We start from the raw sequence: 17,543 nt of genomic DNA, 5'->3' as shown, positions 1-17,543 counted from the left end.
GACACCCCGTGAGGGTCGATTTACTGTCACGCCAGCATTTCGAACGCGTGACGACATTTCGAACAGCACAGGGGGCAACTGCCTTGCGGATCACGGGAATCAGCACGCACGTGGTCGGGACTCCGTGGCGGAACCTGACCTACGTACAGGTGCACACCGACGAAGGACTCACCGGTGTCGGCGAGACCCGGATGCTGGGCCACACCGACGCGCTCGTCGGCTACTTGCACGAGGCCCAGGCCAACCACATTGTCGGCTCCGACCCGTTCGCCGTCGAGGACCTCGTACGGCGGATGAAGTACGGCGACTACGGCCGGGCCGGCGAGATCGTCATGTCCGGCATCGCGGTGATCGAGATGGCCTGCTGGGACATCAAGGGCAAGGCCCTCGGCGTACCGGTGTGGCAGCTGCTCGGCGGCAAGGTGACCGACAGGGTCAAGGCGTACGCGAACGGCTGGTACACCACCGAGCGCACACCGGAGGCGTACCACAAGGCCGCGCAGGCGGTGGTGGAGCGCGGGTACAAGGCGCTGAAGATCGACCCGTTCGGCACCGGTCACTTCGAGCTCGACCACGAACAGTCCCTGTACGCCGTGTCGTTGATCGAGGCCGTGCGCGACGCCATCGGGCCCGAGGCCGAGTTGATGCTGGAGATGCACGGGCGGTTCTCCCCCGCCACGGCGATCCGGCTCGCCCGCGACCTGGCGCCGTTCAACCCGGCGTGGCTGGAGGAGCCGGTGCCGCCGGAGAACCTCAAGGCACTGGAGAAGGTGGCCGCGAAGGTGGAGATGCCGGTGGCGACCGGTGAGCGGATCCACGACCGGATCGAGTTCCGGGAGCTGTTCGAGAGCCAGGCCGTCGACATCCTGCAGCCGGACGTCGGCCACATCGGCGGCATCTGGGAGACGCGGAAGCTGGCCGCCACGGCGGAGACGCACTACATGCTGGTGGCTCCGCACAATGTGGGTGGGCCTGTGTTGACTGCCGCCTCCTTGCAGGTCGGGTTCTCCACTCCGAACTTCAAGATTCTTGAGCACTTCAACGACTTCGCGGACGCCGAGATCAAGAAGGTCGTGAAGGGCGCGCCGACGGTCGTCGACGGCTACTTCGAGCTGTCCCACGAGTCGGGTCTCGGTGTCGAGCTCGATGTCGACGCGGCGGCCGAATTCCCGCAGCAGCAGGCCCGGTTCGACCTGTGGGCCGAGGGCTGGGAGAAGCGCGATCCGAAGGCGGCGTCGTGAGTTCCGGCGTCGCGAGTTCCGCCGTCGTCGTCGAGGCGCCGGGCAAGCACCGGATCGTCCCGCACGAGCCGGTGGCACCGGGCCCCGGCGAGGCGCGGGTGCGGGTGCACGCCGTGGGGATCTGCGGCAGCGACCGTGAGGTGTACCAGGGCAACCGGCCCGAGGGGTACGTGCGTTACCCGCTGACGCCGGGGCACGAGTGGTCCGGCGTCGTGGACGCGGTGGGCGACGGGGTGCCCGCGTCCCTGGCCGGGCGCAAGGTCGTGGGGGAAGGCTTCCGCAACTGCCAGGTGTGCGCGCGGTGCCACGCCGGTGAGACGACGCTGTGCACCGACGGGTACGAGGAGACCGGGTTCACTCAACCGGGGGCCATGGCCGCGACGTTGACGCTTCCAGCGCGGCTGTTGCACGTGCTGCCCGACGACGCCGACCTCACCGCCGCGGCGCTGCTCGAACCCGCCGCGTGCATCGCCGCGGCCGCGCTGAAGGCGGCGGCGGTGCCGGGGCAGCGGGTGGGGGTGGTCGGGACCGGGACGCTCGGGATGTTCGCCGTGCAGTTCCTCGCGGCGGCCTCGCCGGCGGAGCTGGTGGTGGTCGGTACGCGGGGTGAACGGGTGGCGCTGGCACGGCAGTTCGGCGGCACCGACTTCCGGTTGCGTACGGATGTGCTGCCGGACGATCTCGACGTGGTGATAGAGACTGCCGGGTCCGCGTCCGCGGCGCGTACCGCCGCGTCGTTGCTGCGGCGGGGCGGGCGGCTCGTGCTCACCGGGATTCCGGCGGCCGGGGCGGCGGAGGGGCTCGACCCGACGGATCTCGTGGTGCGGCAGCTGGAGGTGCGGACGGTGTTCGGGGCGGCGGCGGATGCGTGGGGGCATGCGGTGCGGATGTTCGGGGCGGGGTTGTTGGATCCGTTGCCGCTCGTTACACATGAGGTGGCGTTGGAGCGGTTTGCCGAGGCGATCGAGTGGGTGGGGGCGGGGGACCCTGCGGTGGGCAAGGTGTTGTTGCGGCCCTAGCCACGCGGGAGGCCTGCGGCAGCGGGTGGGTGGGCCTCGCTCATCCGGAGCGTCGCGGTCGACCGGGGTCTTGTGGGGCTCTGCCCCACACCCCGCTGCTCAATCGCCGCAGGGGCTTGAAAGGCCCGCACCCCGCTGGCTCTCATCCCCGAGCGGGGCTTGAAGTGCCCGCGCCGCCCGCCCCAAGCGAGGCGGCTTGATATGGCCGACCGAGCTCAAGCGTCTCGAACCTCATCCGAAATTTCGAACGATCCGTAAAGGAACACCGTGACCGACGCACCCCGCCGACCCGGCGAACCCGCACTCTCCGCTCTCGGTCTGAGCGGTCCCGACCAGCAGGATGCCGACACCTCCCCCCACACCTTCCCCGACGGCGGCACCTGGCGGACCGAAGTTCCGTCGGTGGAAGGGCCGGAGGCCGTTGGGGTCGTGCTCAAGGAGGCGTCGCGGCTCGACGTGCCCATTCACCGGATCAGCCAGGGCAGCGGCATCTGGATGCTGCGGGACACCGAGATCCAGGAAATGGTCGAGGCGACCGCCGAACGCGACATCGAGCTCTGCCTGTTCACCGGGCCGCGCGGCAGCTGGGACACCGGCGCCTCCGTGCGGACCGACTCGGGCGGCGCGGGGCTGCGCGCCCGTGGGCACGACGCCGTCGCCGGATGCGTCGAGGACGCCGTGCGGGCGACGGAGTTGGGCGTCAAGTGCCTGCTCGTCGCCGACGAGGGCGTGCTGTGGACGCTGCACCGGGCGAGGCAACAGGGCGTCATCCCGGGCGACACCACCCTCAAGGTGTCTGCGCTCGTCGGGCCCGTGAATCCTGCCTCGTACGCCGTGTACGAGCGGCTCGGGGCCGACTCGTTGAATGTGCCGAGTGATCTGACGCTCGCGCATCTCACCGAGATCCGGCGGGTCTCCGCCGCGCCCATGGACATGTACGTCGAGGCGCCCGACGACCTCGGCGGCTATGTCCGGATGTACGAGATCGCCGAACTGGTCCGCCGCGGCGCCCCGTTGTACCTGAAGTTCGGGCTCGCCAAGGCGCCGGCCATCTACCCGTACGGGGCCCAGCTGCGCGACGTCACCCTGGACACCGCCCGCGAGCGGGTGCGCCGGGGGCGGCTCGCGCTCGACCTGCTGGAGCGGCACGGGGCCGACGGCGGAATGTCGCCGGTGGGCTCGCGGCTGCCGGGAGCTCTCAACCGGTTCGACACGGGCCAATAACGTTCCGGGCGCGGAACTTCCCAGAACTGGACAGGGCCGCGCAGAATCCAACGCATCTCCACTCGGTCAACCCACGCTCCGCACAGGGGACTTCGCACCGCCCGCAGTTGTGCACTCACACATCAAGGATGATGACCATGCGAAACCGCCGAGCCGCACTCACCGCGATAGCCGCTTCCGCCTCCCTCGCGCTCGCCCTGTCCGCCTGCGGCCAGAGCGGCGAGGGCGGGAGCAAGGACGAGAAGAAGAGCGCGAAGGGCTCCACCGTCGGCATCGCGATGCCGACCAAGTCCTCCGAGCGGTGGATCGCCGACGGCAACAACGTTGTCAAGTCGCTGAAGGCGAAGGGTTACAAGACGAAGCTGGCGTTCGGTGAGGACGACCCCGACCAGCAGGTCTCGCAGATCGAGAACATGATCACCCAGGGTGTCTCGGCGCTGATCGTCGCCTCGATCGACAACAAGTCGCTCACCAACGTGCTCCAGGAGGCGAAGGACGCGAACATTCCGGTGATCGCGTACGACCGCCTGATCCTGGACTCGAAGAACGTCGACTACTACGCGACGTTCGACAACGAGAAGGTCGGCGAGCTGCAGGCCGGCGCCATCGTCAAGAAGCTGGGGCTCGACAGCGGCAAGAAGGGCCCGTTCAACCTGGAGCTGTTCGCCGGCTCCAACGACGACAACAACACCAAGTACTTCTTCAACGGCGCGATGTCCGTGCTCAAGCCGTACATCGACAAGAAGCAGCTGGTCATCAAGTCGGGGCAGACCAAGCTCAACCAGGTCACCACGCTGCGCTGGGACGGCGCCACCGCGCAGAAGCGCATGGACGACATCCTGACCTCCACGTACAAGAGCACGAAGGTCGACGCGGTGCTCTCGCCGTACGACGGCATCTCCATCGGCATCCTGTCCGCCCTGAAGTCCGACGACTACGGCACGAAGGCCAAGCCGCTGCCGGTGGTCTCGGGCCAGGACGCCGAGGTCGCCTCCGTGAAGTCGATCATCGCGGGCCAGCAGTACGCGACCGTCTACAAGGACACCCGCAAGCTCGCCGAGGTCTCGGTGGACATGGTCGACGACGTGCTCAACGACAAGAAGCCCAAGGTCAACGACACCAAGACGTACGACAACGGCGTCAAGGTCGTCCCCTCGTACCTGCTGACCCCGGTCAGCGTCGACAAGACCAACTACCAGAAGACGCTGGTCGACAGCGGCTACTACTCCAAGTCCGACCTGGGCCTGAAGTAGTCCGTACACGCCTCATAGAAGGGCACGACCATGGCGGGACCCGTCCTGGAAATGCGCTCGATCGTCAAGACCTTTCCCGGCGTCAAGGCGCTGTCGGACGTCTCCCTGAGCGTCCGCCCCGGCGAGGTCCACGCCATCTGCGGGGAGAACGGCGCCGGAAAGTCCACCCTCATGAAGGTGCTCTCCGGCGTCCACCCGCACGGGAGTTACGAAGGGGACATCCTCTTCGAAGGAGAACACTGCGAGTTCAAGGACATCAACGCCAGTGAGGCGCGCGGCATCGTCATCATCCACCAGGAGCTGGCGCTCGTGCCGTTCCTGTCGATCGCCGAGAACATGTTCCTCGGCAACGAGCACGCGAACCGCGGCTTCATCAACTGGCACGAGACCCTTGGCCACGCGACGCGCCAGCTGCGCCGGGTGGGCCTGAACGAGAACCCCAACACCCGCGTCACCGACATCGGGGTGGGCAAGCAGCAGCTCGTGGAGATCGCCAAGGCGCTCGCCAAGGAAGTGAAGCTGCTGATCCTGGACGAGCCGACGGCCTCCCTGAACGACGAGGACTCCGACACGCTCCTCGATCTGATCCTTGAGCTCAAGGATCAGGGCATCACCTCGATCATCATCTCGCACAAGCTGAACGAGATCCGCAAGGTCGCCGACTCGGTGACGATCCTGCGCGACGGGCGGACCGTCGAGACCCTCGATGTGCGGGCCCCGGAGACCACCGAGGACCGGATCATCTCCGGCATGGTCGGCCGGGACCTGGACAACCGCTTCCCCGACCGCACGCCGCACCAGCCGGAGGCGGGCGCGGCGCCGGCCATGGAGATCCGCAACTGGACGGTGCGCCATCCCATCGACCGCGAGCGCAAGGTCGTCGACGACGTCTCGCTCACCGTGCGCCGCGGCGAGATCGTCGGCATCGCGGGTCTGATGGGCGCTGGCCGCACCGAGCTGGCGATGAACGTGTTCGGCCGTACGTACGGCAGGTACGCGGGCGGAAGCGTCCTGAAGGACGGCGCGGAGATCAGTACGCGGCATGTCTCCGAAGCGGTCGGCCACGGGATCGCGTACGTCACCGAGGACCGCAAGCACTACGGCCTCAACCTGATCGACACCATCGGCCGCAACATCACGATGAGCGCCCTGGGCAAGGTCGCCAAGCGCGGCATCGTCGACGAGCACGAGGAGCGGCAGGTCGCCGAGAGCTACCGCAAGTCGATGAACATCAAGGCCCCGACGGTGTTCGAGCCGGCGGGCAAGCTGTCGGGCGGCAACCAGCAGAAGGTCGTCCTCAGCAAGTGGATCTTCGCGGGCCCCGATGTGCTGATCCTCGACGAGCCGACGCGTGGCATCGACGTCGGCGCGAAGTACGAGATCTACACGGTCATCGACAAGCTCGCGGCCGAGGGCAAGGCGGTCGTCTTCATCTCATCCGAGCTGCCCGAGCTGCTCGGCATGTGCGACCGCATCTACACGATGGCCGCGGGCCGCCTGACCGGCGAGGTGCCGCGCGCCGAGGCGACACAGGAATCGCTGATGCGCCTGATGACGAAGGACAAAGAGGTAGCGCGATGAGCACGAACGTGACGGACAAGATCCCGGCGGCGGCGCCGCCACCGCCGCCACGCAAGGAGGGCGCGGCGGCCGGAGGCGGCCTGCTCCAGCTCGTCGTCGCCGGCATGCGCCGCAACATGCGCCAGTACGGGATGCTGATCGCGCTCGGCCTGCTGGTCGCCGTCTTCGCCGTGTGGACCGACGGCGACCTGATCCTGCCGCGCAACGTCTCCAACCTGGTGCTGCAGAACAGCTACATCCTGATCCTCGCGATCGGCATGATGCTGGTGATCATCGCGGGCCATATCGACCTGTCCGTCGGCTCGTTGACGGCGTTCGTCGGCTCGATGGCCGCGGTGCTCACGGTCAGCCACGAGATCTCGTGGCCGGTCGCCGTGATCCTCTGCCTGGTGATGGGCGGCATCGCCGGTTCGATACAGGGCTGGCTCATCGCGTTCGGCGGCATACCGTCGTTCATCGTGACCCTGGCGGGCATGCTGGTGTGGCGCGGGCTCACCGAGATCCTGCTCAAGGGGCAGACGCTCGGCCCGTTCCCGGACGGACTCCAGAAGATCGGCAACGGCTTCCTGCCGGCGGTCGGCCCGAACACCAACTACCACAACCTCACGCTGCTGCTCGGCGTCGTGCTGGCCGCCGCCGTGGTCTGGCAGGAGATGCGGGACCGGCGCAGGCAGCGCGAATTCTCCCTGGACGTCGTCCCGTTCAACCTGTTCGTGCTGAAGCTGGTCGCGATCGTCGCGGCGATCGCGGTCGTGACGCTGCTGCTCGCCAGCTACAAGGGCACCCCGATCGTCCTGATCATCCTCGGCGTCCTCGTGGTCGGCTACGGCTACGTGATGCGCAACTCGATCTTCGGGCGGCACATCTACGCGATCGGCGGCAACCTCCCGGCGGCGAAGCTCTCCGGTGTGAAGGACAAGAAGGTCACCTTCTACGTCTTCCTCAACATGGGCGTGCTCGCGGCCCTGGCGGGCCTGGTCGTCGCGGCCCGCCTGAACGCGGCCTCGCCGAAGGCGGGGCTCAACTTCGAACTCGAGGCGATCGCCGCGTCGTTCATCGGCGGCGCGTCGATGAGCGGCGGAGTCGGCACCATCCTCGGCGCGATCATCGGCGGTCTCGTCCTCGGCGTGCTGAACAACGGCATGAACCTGCTCGGCGTCGGCTCCGACTGGCAGTCGGTGATCAAGGGCCTGGCCCTGCTCGCCGCGGTCGGCTTCGACGTGTGGAACAAGCGCAAGTCCGGTTCGTAGGTCTTCTTCCTGTTGGCAGGTCTTCTTAGGGAGCGGCACAGATGGAACTGAGCAGACGCAACGTCATCGCATCCGCGGCCGCCGCCGGGGTCGCCGCCACGGCCCTGGGCGGCACGGCCCACGCATCGGGAACCACCTCCGGAGGCAGAAAGCCCGTGAAGGAGTCCTTCGGCAAGCTCGCCGACGGCACGAAGATCTACCGCTGGTCGCTGGAGAACGGCGGCACGCGCCTGAAGGTCCTGAACTACGGCGGCATCGTCCAGTCGCTCGAACTCCCGGACCGCCACGGCAAGTACGTGAACGTCTCCCTCGGCTACGACACCGTCGAGGAGTACATCGCCGGCACCACGTTCTTCGGCGCCACCATCGGCCGCTACGGCAACCGCATCGCCAAGGGGAGGTTCACCCTCGACGGCAAGGCGTACCAGGTCTCCGTGAACGACGGCGAGAACTCGCTGCACGGCGGCGCCAAGGGCTTCAACACGCGGGTGTGGGACATCGAGCCCTTCACGTCCGGCTCCGACGTCGGCCTGCACATGCACTACACGTCCGTCGACGGCGAGATGGGCTACCCCGGCACGCTGAAGACGACGGTCACGTACACGCTGACGGCGCGCGGCGACTGGCGTATCGACTACGAGGCGACGACGGACAAGGCGACCGTCGTGAACCTCACCAACCACACGTACTTCAACCTCGCGGGCGAGGGCAACGGCACCATCTACGACCACGAGCTGTCGCTGGCCGCCTCCCGCTACACGCCCACCGACGCGGGCCTCATCCCGACCGGTGAGCTGGCGAAGGTCGCGGGCACCCCGTTCGACTTCCGCAGGGCGAAGCCCATCGGCCGCGACATCCGCGCGGCCCACCCGCAGCAGATCCTCGCGAAGGGCTTCGACCACAACTGGGCGATGGACAAGGGCAGCACGGCCAAGCCGGTCCTCGTCGCGACGCTGCGCGACCCGTCCTCGGGCCGCAGCCTGAAGATCGCCACGGACCAGCCGGGGCTGCAGTTCTACTCGGGCAACTTCCTCGACGGCACGCTCGTCGGCCAGTCGGGGCGCACCTACCGGCAGGGCGACGGCCTGGCCCTGGAGACCCAGCACTTCCCGGACTCGCCGAACCAGCCGAAGTTCCCTTCGACGGTGCTGCGTCCGGGCGAGACGTACCGGACGACGACGGTGCACTCGTTCGGCGTGTGAAGCGGCGTCCGACGTCGCTCTGAACCGGTGAGCGGCCGGGGCCCTGCGGGGTCCCGGCCGCTCCTGTGTTCCGATTCAGTACGCGACCGGCCAGCCACTCCCCCAGTTCAGCAGGTTGACGCCCATCTTCGGCGCTCCGCCGTCCGTCCCGTCGTAGTAGTGGTAGACGAGCAGATCGCCGTCGGAGTCCGAGAGCACGGACTGGCCGCCGGGCCCGATGTACTTGCCGTGCGTGGCCAGTACCTCGGTGCCGCCGTTCTCCGTCATCCGTACGCCGCTCTTGTCGACGTACGGGCCCGTGGGTGAACTCGCCCTGCCCACCTTGATCTTGTAGGTGGACGAGGTGCCGGCGCAGCAGGTGTCGTAGGAGGCGAGGAGGTAGTAGTACGAGCCGTGCTTGACGACGGCGGGCCCCTCCACGGCCTTCGTACCGGTCGGTCGCGCGGCCAGCGGGCGGACCGTCGTGTCGGCGGCGTACTGCTTGCCGGTCGACGGGTCGAGCCTGATCATCTTGATGCCGGAGGACCAACTCCCGAACGACAGCCACCACTTGCCGTCACCGTCGACGAAGAGGTTCGGGTCGATGGCGTTGTAGTCGGAGGACGTGCTCGTGGCGTGCACGACGCCGTGGTCGGTCCAGGTACCCGGCTGCCCGCTCGGCGAGGACGCGAAGCCGATCGCCGAGTGCGTCGAGCCGAAGGTCGAAACGGCGTAGTACATCAGGTACTTGCCGCCGCGGTACGAGACGTCGGGCGCCCACACGTCCTTGTCCGGCGAGTACGTCGACCACCACGACGGGAGCGTCGTGAAGGCGGCGCCCGCGCGCTTGAAGGCCGTGCGGTCGGTGGAGGTGCGGGCCTCGACGCCGTTGTGGGTGGAGTAGACGACGTAGCCGCTCGACGTCTTGACCATCGACGGATCATGTACGGAGACGTCGCCGGTGAGCAGGCCCGAGCCGGGGTAGGCCGCCTGGGCGGTGCCGGGGACGAGGGCGTAGGCGGTCGCGGCGGCAGCGGCGGCGAGTACCGGGAGCAGGCGGCGCTTGCGGGTCTTTTCCTTCATGCAGGTGAGTCGCCGTGGGCGGCGCGGGGGTTGCCTCGTCGGCGTCACGCACGTCACATTCGCCCCACGCGCTGAACATCGCCCGCCCCGTCCTCGTACTCATGCCCGACACCCGGCCGATGGGAGGCATTTCATGAGCGGAAGCGTCGTCTCGCTGTTCCAGGGCTCGACCGCCCACTCCCCCTCGTACGGCCAGCTGACTCGGGCCGGGGCGGGTGACGGCAGCGGCGGGGTCGTCGACTTCTGCATCCCCTGCAACCCCTACTTCCCCACCCCCGCGATGCTGGACGCGCTCCGCGGCCGGCTGCACGAGATCCTGACGTACTACCCCAGCAGCACCGAGCACATCACCGCCGAGCTGTGCCAGGTCCTCGGCCTCAACCCGCAGACCGTGGCGATGGGCAACGGCTCGACCGAACTCATCACCTGGATCGACCACTTGCTCGTCCGCGAGTCGCTCGCCGTGCCCGTACCGACGTTCGGCCGGTGGACGGACCAGCCGATGGAGACGGGCAAGCGGGTCGACATGTTCCCGCTGCCCGAGCGCGACGCCTTCGCGCTCGACCCGGCCGCGTACGCGGAGTTCATCCACGCGCGCGGCTCGCGGGCCGCCGTCGTCTGCAACCCGAACAACCCCGACGGCGGCCTGCTCCCGCGCCGGGCCCTGCTCCCCCTCGTCGACGAGCTGCGGCACCTCGATCTGGTCGTGATCGACGAGTCGTTCCTCGACTTCGCCGACGCCGAGGGCGGGCAGGACCCCAGCCTCGTACAGGAGGCGATCCTGCGCCCGAACGTGATCGTGCTGCGCAGCCTCGGCAAGAACTTCGGTCTGCACGGCGTGCGCTTCGGCTACCTGGTCGCGAACCCGGGCCTCGCGGGAAAGGTGCGCTCCGCACTCCCCAAGTGGAACCTCAACTCCTTCGCGGAAGCGGTCGTCTTCATGCTCCGCGAGCACCGCCAGGAGTACGCCGACAGCCTGCGCCAGGTGTGCCGCGACCGCCAGGACATGCGCTGGCACCTGGCGCGCCTGTGCCCGCTCACCGTCTACCCCTCGCAGGGCAACTTCCTCTACGTGCGCCTGCCGGACGGGGTCGACGGCGTGACGGTCCGCGACCGGCTGCTCGCCGGGCACGGCGTCCTGGTGCGCGAGTGCGGCAACAAGATCGGATCGTCCAGCAGCTTCCTGCGCCTCGTGGTGCGACCCCAACCGGACGTCCTGCGCCTGGTGGCCGGTCTGGAGTCGCTCATGGGGACCGGGAGGGGAGCCGCCGTGCCCGAGCTGAACGGAGGGACCACCTACAGCTCGGGCACGGCGGCGGTCGACCGCCTCATCCGGTCCACAGGCTCCTAAGGGTTGCGCCAGGCGGCCGGGTCCTCGGCGAGTTCCTTCACCGGGTCCGGCAGCCGGTCGTGCGCGAGGTCGGCGAGCGTGACGCCCTCCAGGATCTTGCGCACGTTGGCCCGCAGCGCCACCCACAGCGGGAGGAGCGGTTCGGCGGGGCCCGTGTAGCTGAGCGCGTTGGGCCGCTCGCCGCGCACCGAGACGATGGGGCCCTCCACGGCGCGTACGACGTCGGCGACGGTGATCTCGGCGGCCGGGCGGGCGAGCAGATAGCCGCCGTTGCCGCCCCGCTTACTCACGACGATGCAGCCGCGCCGCAGGTCGCCGAGGATCCCCTCCAGGAACTTGTGCGGAATCTCCTGTGCCGCGGCGATGGCCTCCGCCTTGATCGGAACACCGTCCCCCTCGGCATGAACGGTGATTTCCAGGCAGGCACGTACGGCGTAGTCGGCGCGGGCGGAGATCCTCATGGGCTCATTGTGGTGGACGCTCGCGGCGCGCGGTGCGGTGGATCTTGCTTGAGCCCCCTCGGGTCTTCCTCGGGTCTTCCAGCATCTGGGACACACAGATCTTCCCTACCTTTCCCATAGGGATGGTGCGTACAGTCGCCGACATGGACTTCTCCTGGGCGATAGTCGTCGCGGGCGCGCTCGTCGGGGTGGCGGTGGGCCTCACCGGCATGGGCGGCGGTGCGCTGATGACGCCGATCATGGTGATGCTGTTCGGCGTCAACCCGACGGCCGCGATCGGCAGCGACCTGGCGACCTCGGTGTTCATGAAGCCCTTCGGGGCGGCCGTGCACCAGCGTGCCGGGACCGTGCGCTGGGACATCGTGCGCTGGCTGCTGCCGACGGCGATGCCCGCGGCGGTCCTCGGCGCGCTCTGCCTGGGGCTGCTCGGCGACGGGGATCAGCTCCAGGAGCGCGTGAAGTACGTCATCGGTGGCGCGCTCGTCCTCGCGGTCGTCGGGATGCTGGCCCGCATGTGGTTGGACGCGCGGCGCGGCACGGGCGCGGAGGAGGCGGAGGACGCACACGTGGCGGTCCGCCCGCTGGCCACCCTCGCCATCGGCCTGATCGGCGGCTTCATCGTCGGCATGACGTCGGTGGGCTCCGGCTCGCTGATCATCGTGATGCTGATGCTCGCCCACCCGCGCCTGAAGGCGAACCACCTGGTCGGCACGGACCTCGTGCAGGCCATCCCGGTGGTCGCTGCGGCGGCCCTCGGCCACGTCCTGTTCGGCGACGTCGCCTTCGGCATGGCCGGCACGCTGCTGATCGGCGCGATCCCCGGCGTGGTGGGCGGCGCTCTCCTCTCCACCCGCATCTCGGGCCCGGCCCTGCGCTGGGCCCTGGTCACACTCCTCGCGGGCTCGGGCCTGGCGATGTGGGGCGTATCGGGGATCCCGCTGCTGGCGGTGTGCGCGGCGTTCGCGGCGGTCGGCACGGTGGTCACGCTGCGGGGCCGGAGGAGTCGGTCGCTGGTGGTGGCGGGCGCCCCGGCGCCCGCGCCGTCCGACACGGAGAAGACGGTGTCGGAGGCGGGCTCCAGGGTGTAGCCGCGGCTACGACCGGCCGGGACTGTGACGCAGAACCACGGAAGTATCGCGGTTCTGCGTCACAGTCCCGCGGTCACGCCAGCCGGATCACGTTCCACGACAGGGGTTCGAGCGGCGCCGTCAGCGTCCCGTCTTCCAGGGTCGTCCCCGATGCCGCGTGCGGTACCACGCGCTCCGGGTCCGCGAGGGTGTTGCGGGCGTCCGGGTCGGGGTCGGAGAGGACGCTGTGGTCGGCCACGCGTGCGAGGTCGAGCCCGTTCAGGGCGACCTCCAGCGGGAGGGTCTCCGTCTGGCTGCGGTTCACCGCGAAGACGGTGACCGTGCCGTCCTCCGCGCGGACCGCCGTCGCGTGCAGGAGGTCGGCCGTGCCGTGGCGCTGCGTGTCGTGGGTGGGTCCTGAGACGCGGACGTCGAGGACCTCGCCACGGCCGTACCGCGAGGCCGCGGCGAACGGGTAGAAGGTCGTCTGCCGCCACGCGGGGCCGCCCGGCTCGGTCATGATCGGGGCGATGACGTTGACCAGCTGGGCGAGGCACGCCACCGTCACGCGGTCCGCGTGGCGCAGGAGCGCGATGAGGAGCGAGCCGAAGACGACCGCGTCCGTCACCGTGTAGACGTCCTCCAGGAGGCGCGGCGCCTCCGGCCAGTCGAGGGCCGCGACCTCGGACTCGGTACGCGACTGGTACCAGACGTTCCACTCGTCGAAGGAGAGGTTGATCTTCTTCGACGACTTGAGGCACGCGCCCACGTGGTCGCAGGTCGCCACCACGTTCTCGATGAACGACTCCATGTCGACCGCCGAGGCGAGGAACGAGTCCCGGTCGCCGTCGTGCTCCTCGTAGTAGGCGTGCAGCGAGATGTGGTCGACGAGGTCGTACGTCTCGGCGAGGACCGTCGCCTCCCATCCGGCGAACGTCGGCATCGCCTGGCTCGAGCTGCCGCACGCGACCAGCTCCACGCCCGGGTCGATCTGCCGCATCGCGCGCGCCGTCTCCGCCGCGATCCGCCCGTACTCCTCGGCCGTCTTGTGGCCGGTCTGCCAGGGGCCGTCCATCTCGTTGCCGAGGCACCACAGGCGGATGCCGAAGGGGTCCTTGTCGCCGTGTTCCGCCCGCAGGTCCGACAGGGCGGTCCCCGAGGGGTGGTTCGCGTACTCCTGGAGCTCGATCGCCTCCGCGACGCCGCGCGTGCCCAGGTTCAGGGCCATCATCGGTTCGGCCTGCGGGCCGAGCTTGCGCAGGAAGGCGATGTACTCGGACAGGCCGAAGCGGTTCGACTCCGTGGTGCGCCAGGCGAGGTCCAGGCGGGCCGGGCGGTCATCGACGGGACCGACCGAGTCCTCCCACTTGTATCCGGAGACGAAGTTGCCGCCGGGGTAGCGGATCGTCGTCACCCCCAACTCCCGTACCAGGTCGAGGACATCGGTGCGCAGCCCGGCCTCGTCCGCGCTCTCGTGACCCGGCTCGTAGATGCCGGTGTAGACGCAGCGGCCGAGATGCTCCACGAACGAGCCGAAGAGCCGGGGGTTGACCGTGCCGACGGTGAAGGCGGGGTCGAGGGTGAAGCGTGCGGTGCGCAAAGCGTTCCTTTCGACGTGGGACTGAATGCTGGCGTGGGACTGACTACTGGCGCGGGGCCGACTACTGGCCGGCGAGGCCCGTGTGGGCGACGCCCGCCACGATCTGACGCTGGAAGAAGACGAAGACGATGATCAGGGGCAGGCCCGCCATCAGGCCACCGGCCATCAGCTGGGCCCACTGGATGCCGTAGGAGTTCATGACGGTCGCGATGCCGTTCGGCATGGTCATCAGGTCGGGGTTGTTGGTGACCATGTACGGCCACAGGAAGTTGTTCCACGAACTGATGAAGGTGAAGATGCCGACCGCCGCGAGCGAGGGGCGGGACAGCGGCAGGATGACGGTGAAGAAGACCCGCCAGCGGCCCGCGCCGTCGATGAAGGCCGCCTCCTCCAGTTCCTTCGGGATGCCCTGGAAGAACTTGTAGAGGATGTAGACCATCGCGGCGGGCGCGCACTGCGGAAGGATCATGCCCCAGTACGTGTCGACCATCCCCATCTGCTGGACCGTGGTGAACAGCGGGACGCCGAGGACGGCCGGGGAGATCATCAGGCCCGCCATCACCACGCCCATGAGGAAGGCCTTGCCCCTGAACTCCGTACGCGCGAACCCGTATCCGGCGAGTGACGCGACGAAGAGGACCACCGCCGTCACGACCACGGAGACGACGACGGAGTTGACGAACCAGTTGGTGATGTTGCCGGTCTCGAAGAGGGCCTTCCACGCCTGGCCCGTCCAGACCTCGGGCAGCCAGTGCGTCGGCACCTCGACCGCCTCGGTCTCCGACTTGAGCGAGGTGAACAGGGCCCAGGCCAGCGGGGCCAGCATGACGGCGGAGACCGCAGCGCCGAGCAGCGTGAGGACGATCTGGCTGGGCGTCCAGGGCCTGCGAGCACGTGTCCGAACCACGGCGCCGCTCATCGCGCGCCCTCCTCACGGTTGCGCAGCAGCCACATCCGCGCGAGGGCGACGGCCGCGATGATCACGAAGAAGAAGATGGAGACCGCGGAGGCGTAGCCGACGCGGTAGGCGGTGAAGCCCTCCTCCAGGGTGAACTGCACAAAGGTGCGCGTGCTGTCCTCGGGCCCTGGACCGAAGTCCATCATCACGACCGCCTGGTCGAAGACCTGGAGCGAGGCGAGGATCAGCAGGGCCACGACGAGGCCCGTGATGTTGCGGAGCATCGGCAGCGTGATGTGGACCATCCGGTGCCAGGCGTTGGCGCCGTCCAGCTTCGCGGCCTCGTACAGGTGGACCGGAATGCCTTGGAGGGCGGCCAGGTACAGCAGGAAGCTGAAGCCCGCCGTCCACCACACGGTGCAGATGACCACGCCGAGCAGCGCGTACGACTTGTCCGACAGCCAGGGCGTGTCGATGCCGAGGACGTGATTGACCATGCCCGTACCGGGGTTGAACAGCCACTGCCACAGGTTGCCCGCGACCGTCGAAGGCAGCAGGAACGGCAGGAAGAAGCAGAGCCGCCACAGCCACTTTCCGCGCTCGATGTGGTGGGCCAGCATCGCGAGGAGGAAGGCGAGGACCGTGATGGAGGGCACGACCAGCAGCGTGAAGTACGCGCTGTGGCCGAGCGAGTCCCACATCAACTGGTCCTGGAGGGCCTCCTTGTAGTTGTCGAGGCCGACGAAGTTCGCCGCGTCACCGGAGATGTTGGCGTCGGTGAAGGAGAGGTACACGCCGCGGATCAGCGGCCAGATCACGAAGAGCGCGAACACGGCCAGGAACGGGGCCACGAACCAGCCCCCGTGCTGGAACCCCTGCTTGCGGCGGACCGTCGTACTGGCGGCGGCGGTCTTCGCGCGCGGCGGTACGACGACGGTCTCGGCACTGGTCGTCGTCATGCGACCGCACCTCCCTGCGCGTGACGCGGACCGGAAAGGGCCTGGGCGGCGGTCTTGCCGTCCATCGGATTCTTGGATGCGAGGAGCTGGGCCAGCGTGCCCTTCAGGCGGCGGGCCGCGGCCTCCGGCCTGCTGGAGCCCGCCGTCGAGGACATGACGATGGGCCCGGTGCGCTGGGCGAGCAGCCCGGTCGATCCCGCGAACCACACTTTCGGCTCGGTGGCCTGGTGGTTCATCGCGGACACGTACTCGCTCTGCGGGTGCATCTTCTTGTACGCGGCCGAGGCCAGGGTCGGCGTGTTCGCCGGGATGTGTCCGCCGAGCGCCCACTTCCGGGCGTGCTGGACGACGTACGCGGCGAGTTCGTGCGCCGCCTCGTTCACCGCGCCGCCGCGGCCCTCCTGGTGCGGCAGGACGAAGGAGTGCGACTCGGCGTGGGTGGCCTGCTTGCCGAAGACGGGCGGCAGCGGGGTCGCTCCGTACTCCACCTTGGCGCCGTCGAAGACCGGCACCGACCAGTTGCCCTCCCAGTCGAACGGCGACCCGTTGATGAACTGCTCGGCGTCGGCCGCGCCCGAGATGGTGTAGCCGTCGGTGATGTGCTTGCGCAGGAACTCCAGGACCTGGGTGGCCTTGCCGGTGTCGAAGGTGACCTCGGCGTTGGCCTTGTCGAACCAGGTGCCGCCGAGCTGTGTGTAGAAGGCGACGAACATCCACCACTGGATGTTGAGGTCGTTGACGTGCAGGCCGAGGGTCTGAAGTCCCTTCTTGGTGGCCTTCTTCGCCTCCTTCAGCATGTCGAACCACTCGTCGGTGGACGTCACTTGGAGCATCCGTCCGTCACCGTCGAGCAGACTCGCCTTCTTCAGCACGTCCTTGCGGTAGTAACAGAGCTGTACGTGGATATCGAGCGGCAGCGCGTAGAGCTTGCCGTCGATCACCGCACGCTTCCACAGCTCGGGGTTGTAGTCGGCCTCCTTCACGCCGTACTTGGCGAGCAGACCGACGTCCCACGGGTCCAGGAGGCGGCCGGGCGAGAAGCCGGTGAGGCGGCCCAGGTGCATCACCGCGAGGTCGGGTGCGCGGTTGCCCGCGGCGGCCATCGCGAGCTTCGTGTAGTACGGGGTGCCCCACTGGAGCGTGGAGTCCTTCACGTCGACGTCCGGATGTTCCTTACGGAAGTCGTCCAGCATCGAGATCATGTTGTAGCCGTCGCCGCCGCTGAAGAGGTTCCAGTAGCGCACGCGGGTGTCCGCGCCCGAGGCGAGCGCGTCGGCGCCCGTGCCCAGTGCCGCGAATCCCAGGCTTCCCGCGACCGCCAACCCGCCCGCACCTGCGAGGAGTTGTCTGCGGTTCAGGCCAGGTCGTCCCACAA

The 17,543-nt window shown here is 68.6% G+C and carries 14 protein-coding genes and 1 pseudogene; 9 read left to right on the top strand and 6 right to left on the bottom strand.

Going from position 1 to position 17,543, the window contains the following annotated elements; genetic code table 11:
• The first annotated feature begins 83 nt into the window (after positions 1 to 83).
• The 7 genes from ABT004_RS08380 to ABT004_RS08350 all read left to right on the top strand — a co-directional run bounded on the left by ABT004_RS08380 (position 84) and on the right by ABT004_RS08350 (position 8,770).
• Positions 84 to 1,241 (top strand): mandelate racemase/muconate lactonizing enzyme family protein, encoded by a 1,158-nt coding sequence (locus ABT004_RS08380; protein WP_351332781.1) that lies wholly within the window; start codon positions 84 to 86, stop codon positions 1,239 to 1,241.
• Positions 1,238 to 2,260, top strand: coding sequence for a zinc-dependent alcohol dehydrogenase (locus ABT004_RS08375; protein WP_351332778.1), 1,023 nt, complete (start codon positions 1,238 to 1,240; stop codon positions 2,258 to 2,260). Before ABT004_RS08380 ends, ABT004_RS08375 begins: the two co-directional genes overlap by 4 nt.
• Positions 2,261 to 2,527: 267 nt before the next feature.
• Positions 2,528 to 3,484 carry a hypothetical protein gene (locus ABT004_RS08370; protein WP_351332776.1) on the top strand — a complete coding sequence of 319 codons (957 nt, stop codon included), beginning with the start codon at positions 2,528 to 2,530 and terminating at the stop codon, positions 3,482 to 3,484.
• Between the two features lie 137 nt (positions 3,485 to 3,621).
• On the top strand, positions 3,622 to 4,737 hold the full coding sequence (chvE, locus tag ABT004_RS08365) for a multiple monosaccharide ABC transporter substrate-binding protein (protein ID WP_351332774.1): 1,116 nt from the start codon (positions 3,622 to 3,624) through the stop codon (positions 4,735 to 4,737).
• Between the two features lie 30 nt (positions 4,738 to 4,767).
• Positions 4,768 to 6,318, top strand: coding sequence for a multiple monosaccharide ABC transporter ATP-binding protein (gene mmsA / locus ABT004_RS08360; RefSeq protein WP_351332771.1), 1,551 nt, complete (start codon positions 4,768 to 4,770; stop codon positions 6,316 to 6,318).
• Positions 6,315 to 7,568: a multiple monosaccharide ABC transporter permease gene (gene mmsB, locus ABT004_RS08355; protein WP_351332768.1), complete on the top strand. Its 1,254-nt coding sequence runs from the start codon at positions 6,315 to 6,317 to the stop codon at positions 7,566 to 7,568. Before mmsA ends, mmsB begins: the two co-directional genes overlap by 4 nt.
• A 41-nt stretch (positions 7,569 to 7,609) precedes the next feature.
• Complete coding sequence (locus ABT004_RS08350) at positions 7,610 to 8,770, top strand: aldose epimerase family protein (protein WP_351332765.1); 1,161 nt, start codon at positions 7,610 to 7,612, stop codon at positions 8,768 to 8,770.
• Positions 8,771 to 8,845: 75 nt separating this feature from the next.
• Here the strand turns inward: ABT004_RS08350 and ABT004_RS08345 are convergent, their stop codons facing one another.
• Entirely contained in the window at positions 8,846 to 9,832 is a 987-nt protein-coding gene (locus tag ABT004_RS08345) for an arabinan endo-1,5-alpha-L-arabinosidase (RefSeq protein ID WP_351332763.1), read from the bottom strand.
• Positions 9,833 to 9,965: 133 nt separating this feature from the next.
• Between ABT004_RS08345 and ABT004_RS08340 the strand changes: the two are divergent.
• Positions 9,966 to 11,174 (top strand): annotated as a pseudogene (locus tag ABT004_RS08340) (pyridoxal phosphate-dependent aminotransferase); the annotation flags it as partial.
• A gap of 5 nt (positions 11,175 to 11,179) precedes the next feature.
• On the opposite strand, the gene ABT004_RS08335 reads toward ABT004_RS08340, so the two are convergent.
• Positions 11,180 to 11,644 carry an RrF2 family transcriptional regulator gene (locus ABT004_RS08335; RefSeq protein WP_351332761.1) on the bottom strand — a complete coding sequence of 155 codons (465 nt, stop codon included), beginning with the start codon at positions 11,642 to 11,644 and terminating at the stop codon, positions 11,180 to 11,182.
• Between the two features lie 143 nt (positions 11,645 to 11,787).
• Between ABT004_RS08335 and ABT004_RS08330 the strand changes: the two genes are divergently transcribed.
• Entirely contained in the window at positions 11,788 to 12,732 is a 945-nt protein-coding gene (locus tag ABT004_RS08330; protein WP_351332758.1) for a sulfite exporter TauE/SafE family protein, read from the top strand.
• A 73-nt stretch (positions 12,733 to 12,805) separates the two neighbouring features.
• Here ABT004_RS08330 and arfA read toward each other — a convergent pair whose 3' ends face one another.
• The 4 genes from arfA to ABT004_RS08310 all read right to left on the bottom strand — a co-directional run bounded on the left by arfA (position 12,806) and on the right by ABT004_RS08310 (position 17,541).
• Positions 12,806 to 14,311 carry an arabinosylfuranosidase ArfA gene (arfA, locus tag ABT004_RS08325; protein ID WP_351332756.1) on the bottom strand — a complete coding sequence of 502 codons (1,506 nt, stop codon included), beginning with the start codon at positions 14,309 to 14,311 and terminating at the stop codon, positions 12,806 to 12,808.
• A 61-nt stretch (positions 14,312 to 14,372) separates the two neighbouring features.
• Positions 14,373 to 15,230 (bottom strand): carbohydrate ABC transporter permease, encoded by an 858-nt coding sequence (locus ABT004_RS08320; protein WP_351332754.1) that lies wholly within the window; start codon positions 15,228 to 15,230, stop codon positions 14,373 to 14,375.
• Positions 15,227 to 16,168, bottom strand: a complete 942-nt coding sequence (locus tag ABT004_RS08315; RefSeq protein ID WP_351332751.1) for a carbohydrate ABC transporter permease — start codon at positions 16,166 to 16,168, stop codon at positions 15,227 to 15,229. Before ABT004_RS08315 ends, ABT004_RS08320 begins: the two co-directional genes overlap by 4 nt.
• Positions 16,165 to 17,541: an extracellular solute-binding protein gene (locus ABT004_RS08310; protein WP_351332749.1), complete on the bottom strand. Its 1,377-nt coding sequence runs from the start codon at positions 17,539 to 17,541 to the stop codon at positions 16,165 to 16,167. Before ABT004_RS08310 ends, ABT004_RS08315 begins: the two co-directional genes overlap by 4 nt.
• Positions 17,542 to 17,543: the final 2 nt, after the last annotated feature.

It is taken from the genome of Streptomyces sp. NPDC002790 (genome assembly GCF_040295505.1).
Taxonomy (GTDB): domain Bacteria; phylum Actinomycetota; class Actinomycetes; order Streptomycetales; family Streptomycetaceae; genus Streptomyces.
This window is presented reverse-complemented; position numbering and strand designations above follow the sequence as displayed.

Bases quoted from the DNA above. Each gene is read 5' to 3' on its own strand.
- ABT004_RS08330 (WP_351332758.1), top strand. From the start codon at position 11,788: ATGGACTTCTCCTGGGCGATAGTCGTCGCGGGCGCGCTCGTCGGGGTG.
- ABT004_RS08315 (WP_351332751.1), bottom strand. From the start codon at position 16,168: ATGACGACGACCAGTGCCGAGACCGTCGTCGTACCGCCGCGCGCGAAG.
- ABT004_RS08345 (WP_351332763.1), bottom strand. From the start codon at position 9,832: ATGAAGGAAAAGACCCGCAAGCGCCGCCTGCTCCCGGTACTCGCCGCC.
- mmsB (WP_351332768.1), top strand. From the start codon at position 6,315: ATGAGCACGAACGTGACGGACAAGATCCCGGCGGCGGCGCCGCCACCG.
- mmsA (WP_351332771.1), top strand. From the start codon at position 4,768: ATGGCGGGACCCGTCCTGGAAATGCGCTCGATCGTCAAGACCTTTCCC.
- ABT004_RS08335 (WP_351332761.1), bottom strand. From the start codon at position 11,644: ATGAGGATCTCCGCCCGCGCCGACTACGCCGTACGTGCCTGCCTGGAA.
- chvE (WP_351332774.1), top strand. From the start codon at position 3,622: ATGCGAAACCGCCGAGCCGCACTCACCGCGATAGCCGCTTCCGCCTCC.
- ABT004_RS08320 (WP_351332754.1), bottom strand. From the start codon at position 15,230: ATGAGCGGCGCCGTGGTTCGGACACGTGCTCGCAGGCCCTGGACGCCC.
- ABT004_RS08350 (WP_351332765.1), top strand. From the start codon at position 7,610: ATGGAACTGAGCAGACGCAACGTCATCGCATCCGCGGCCGCCGCCGGG.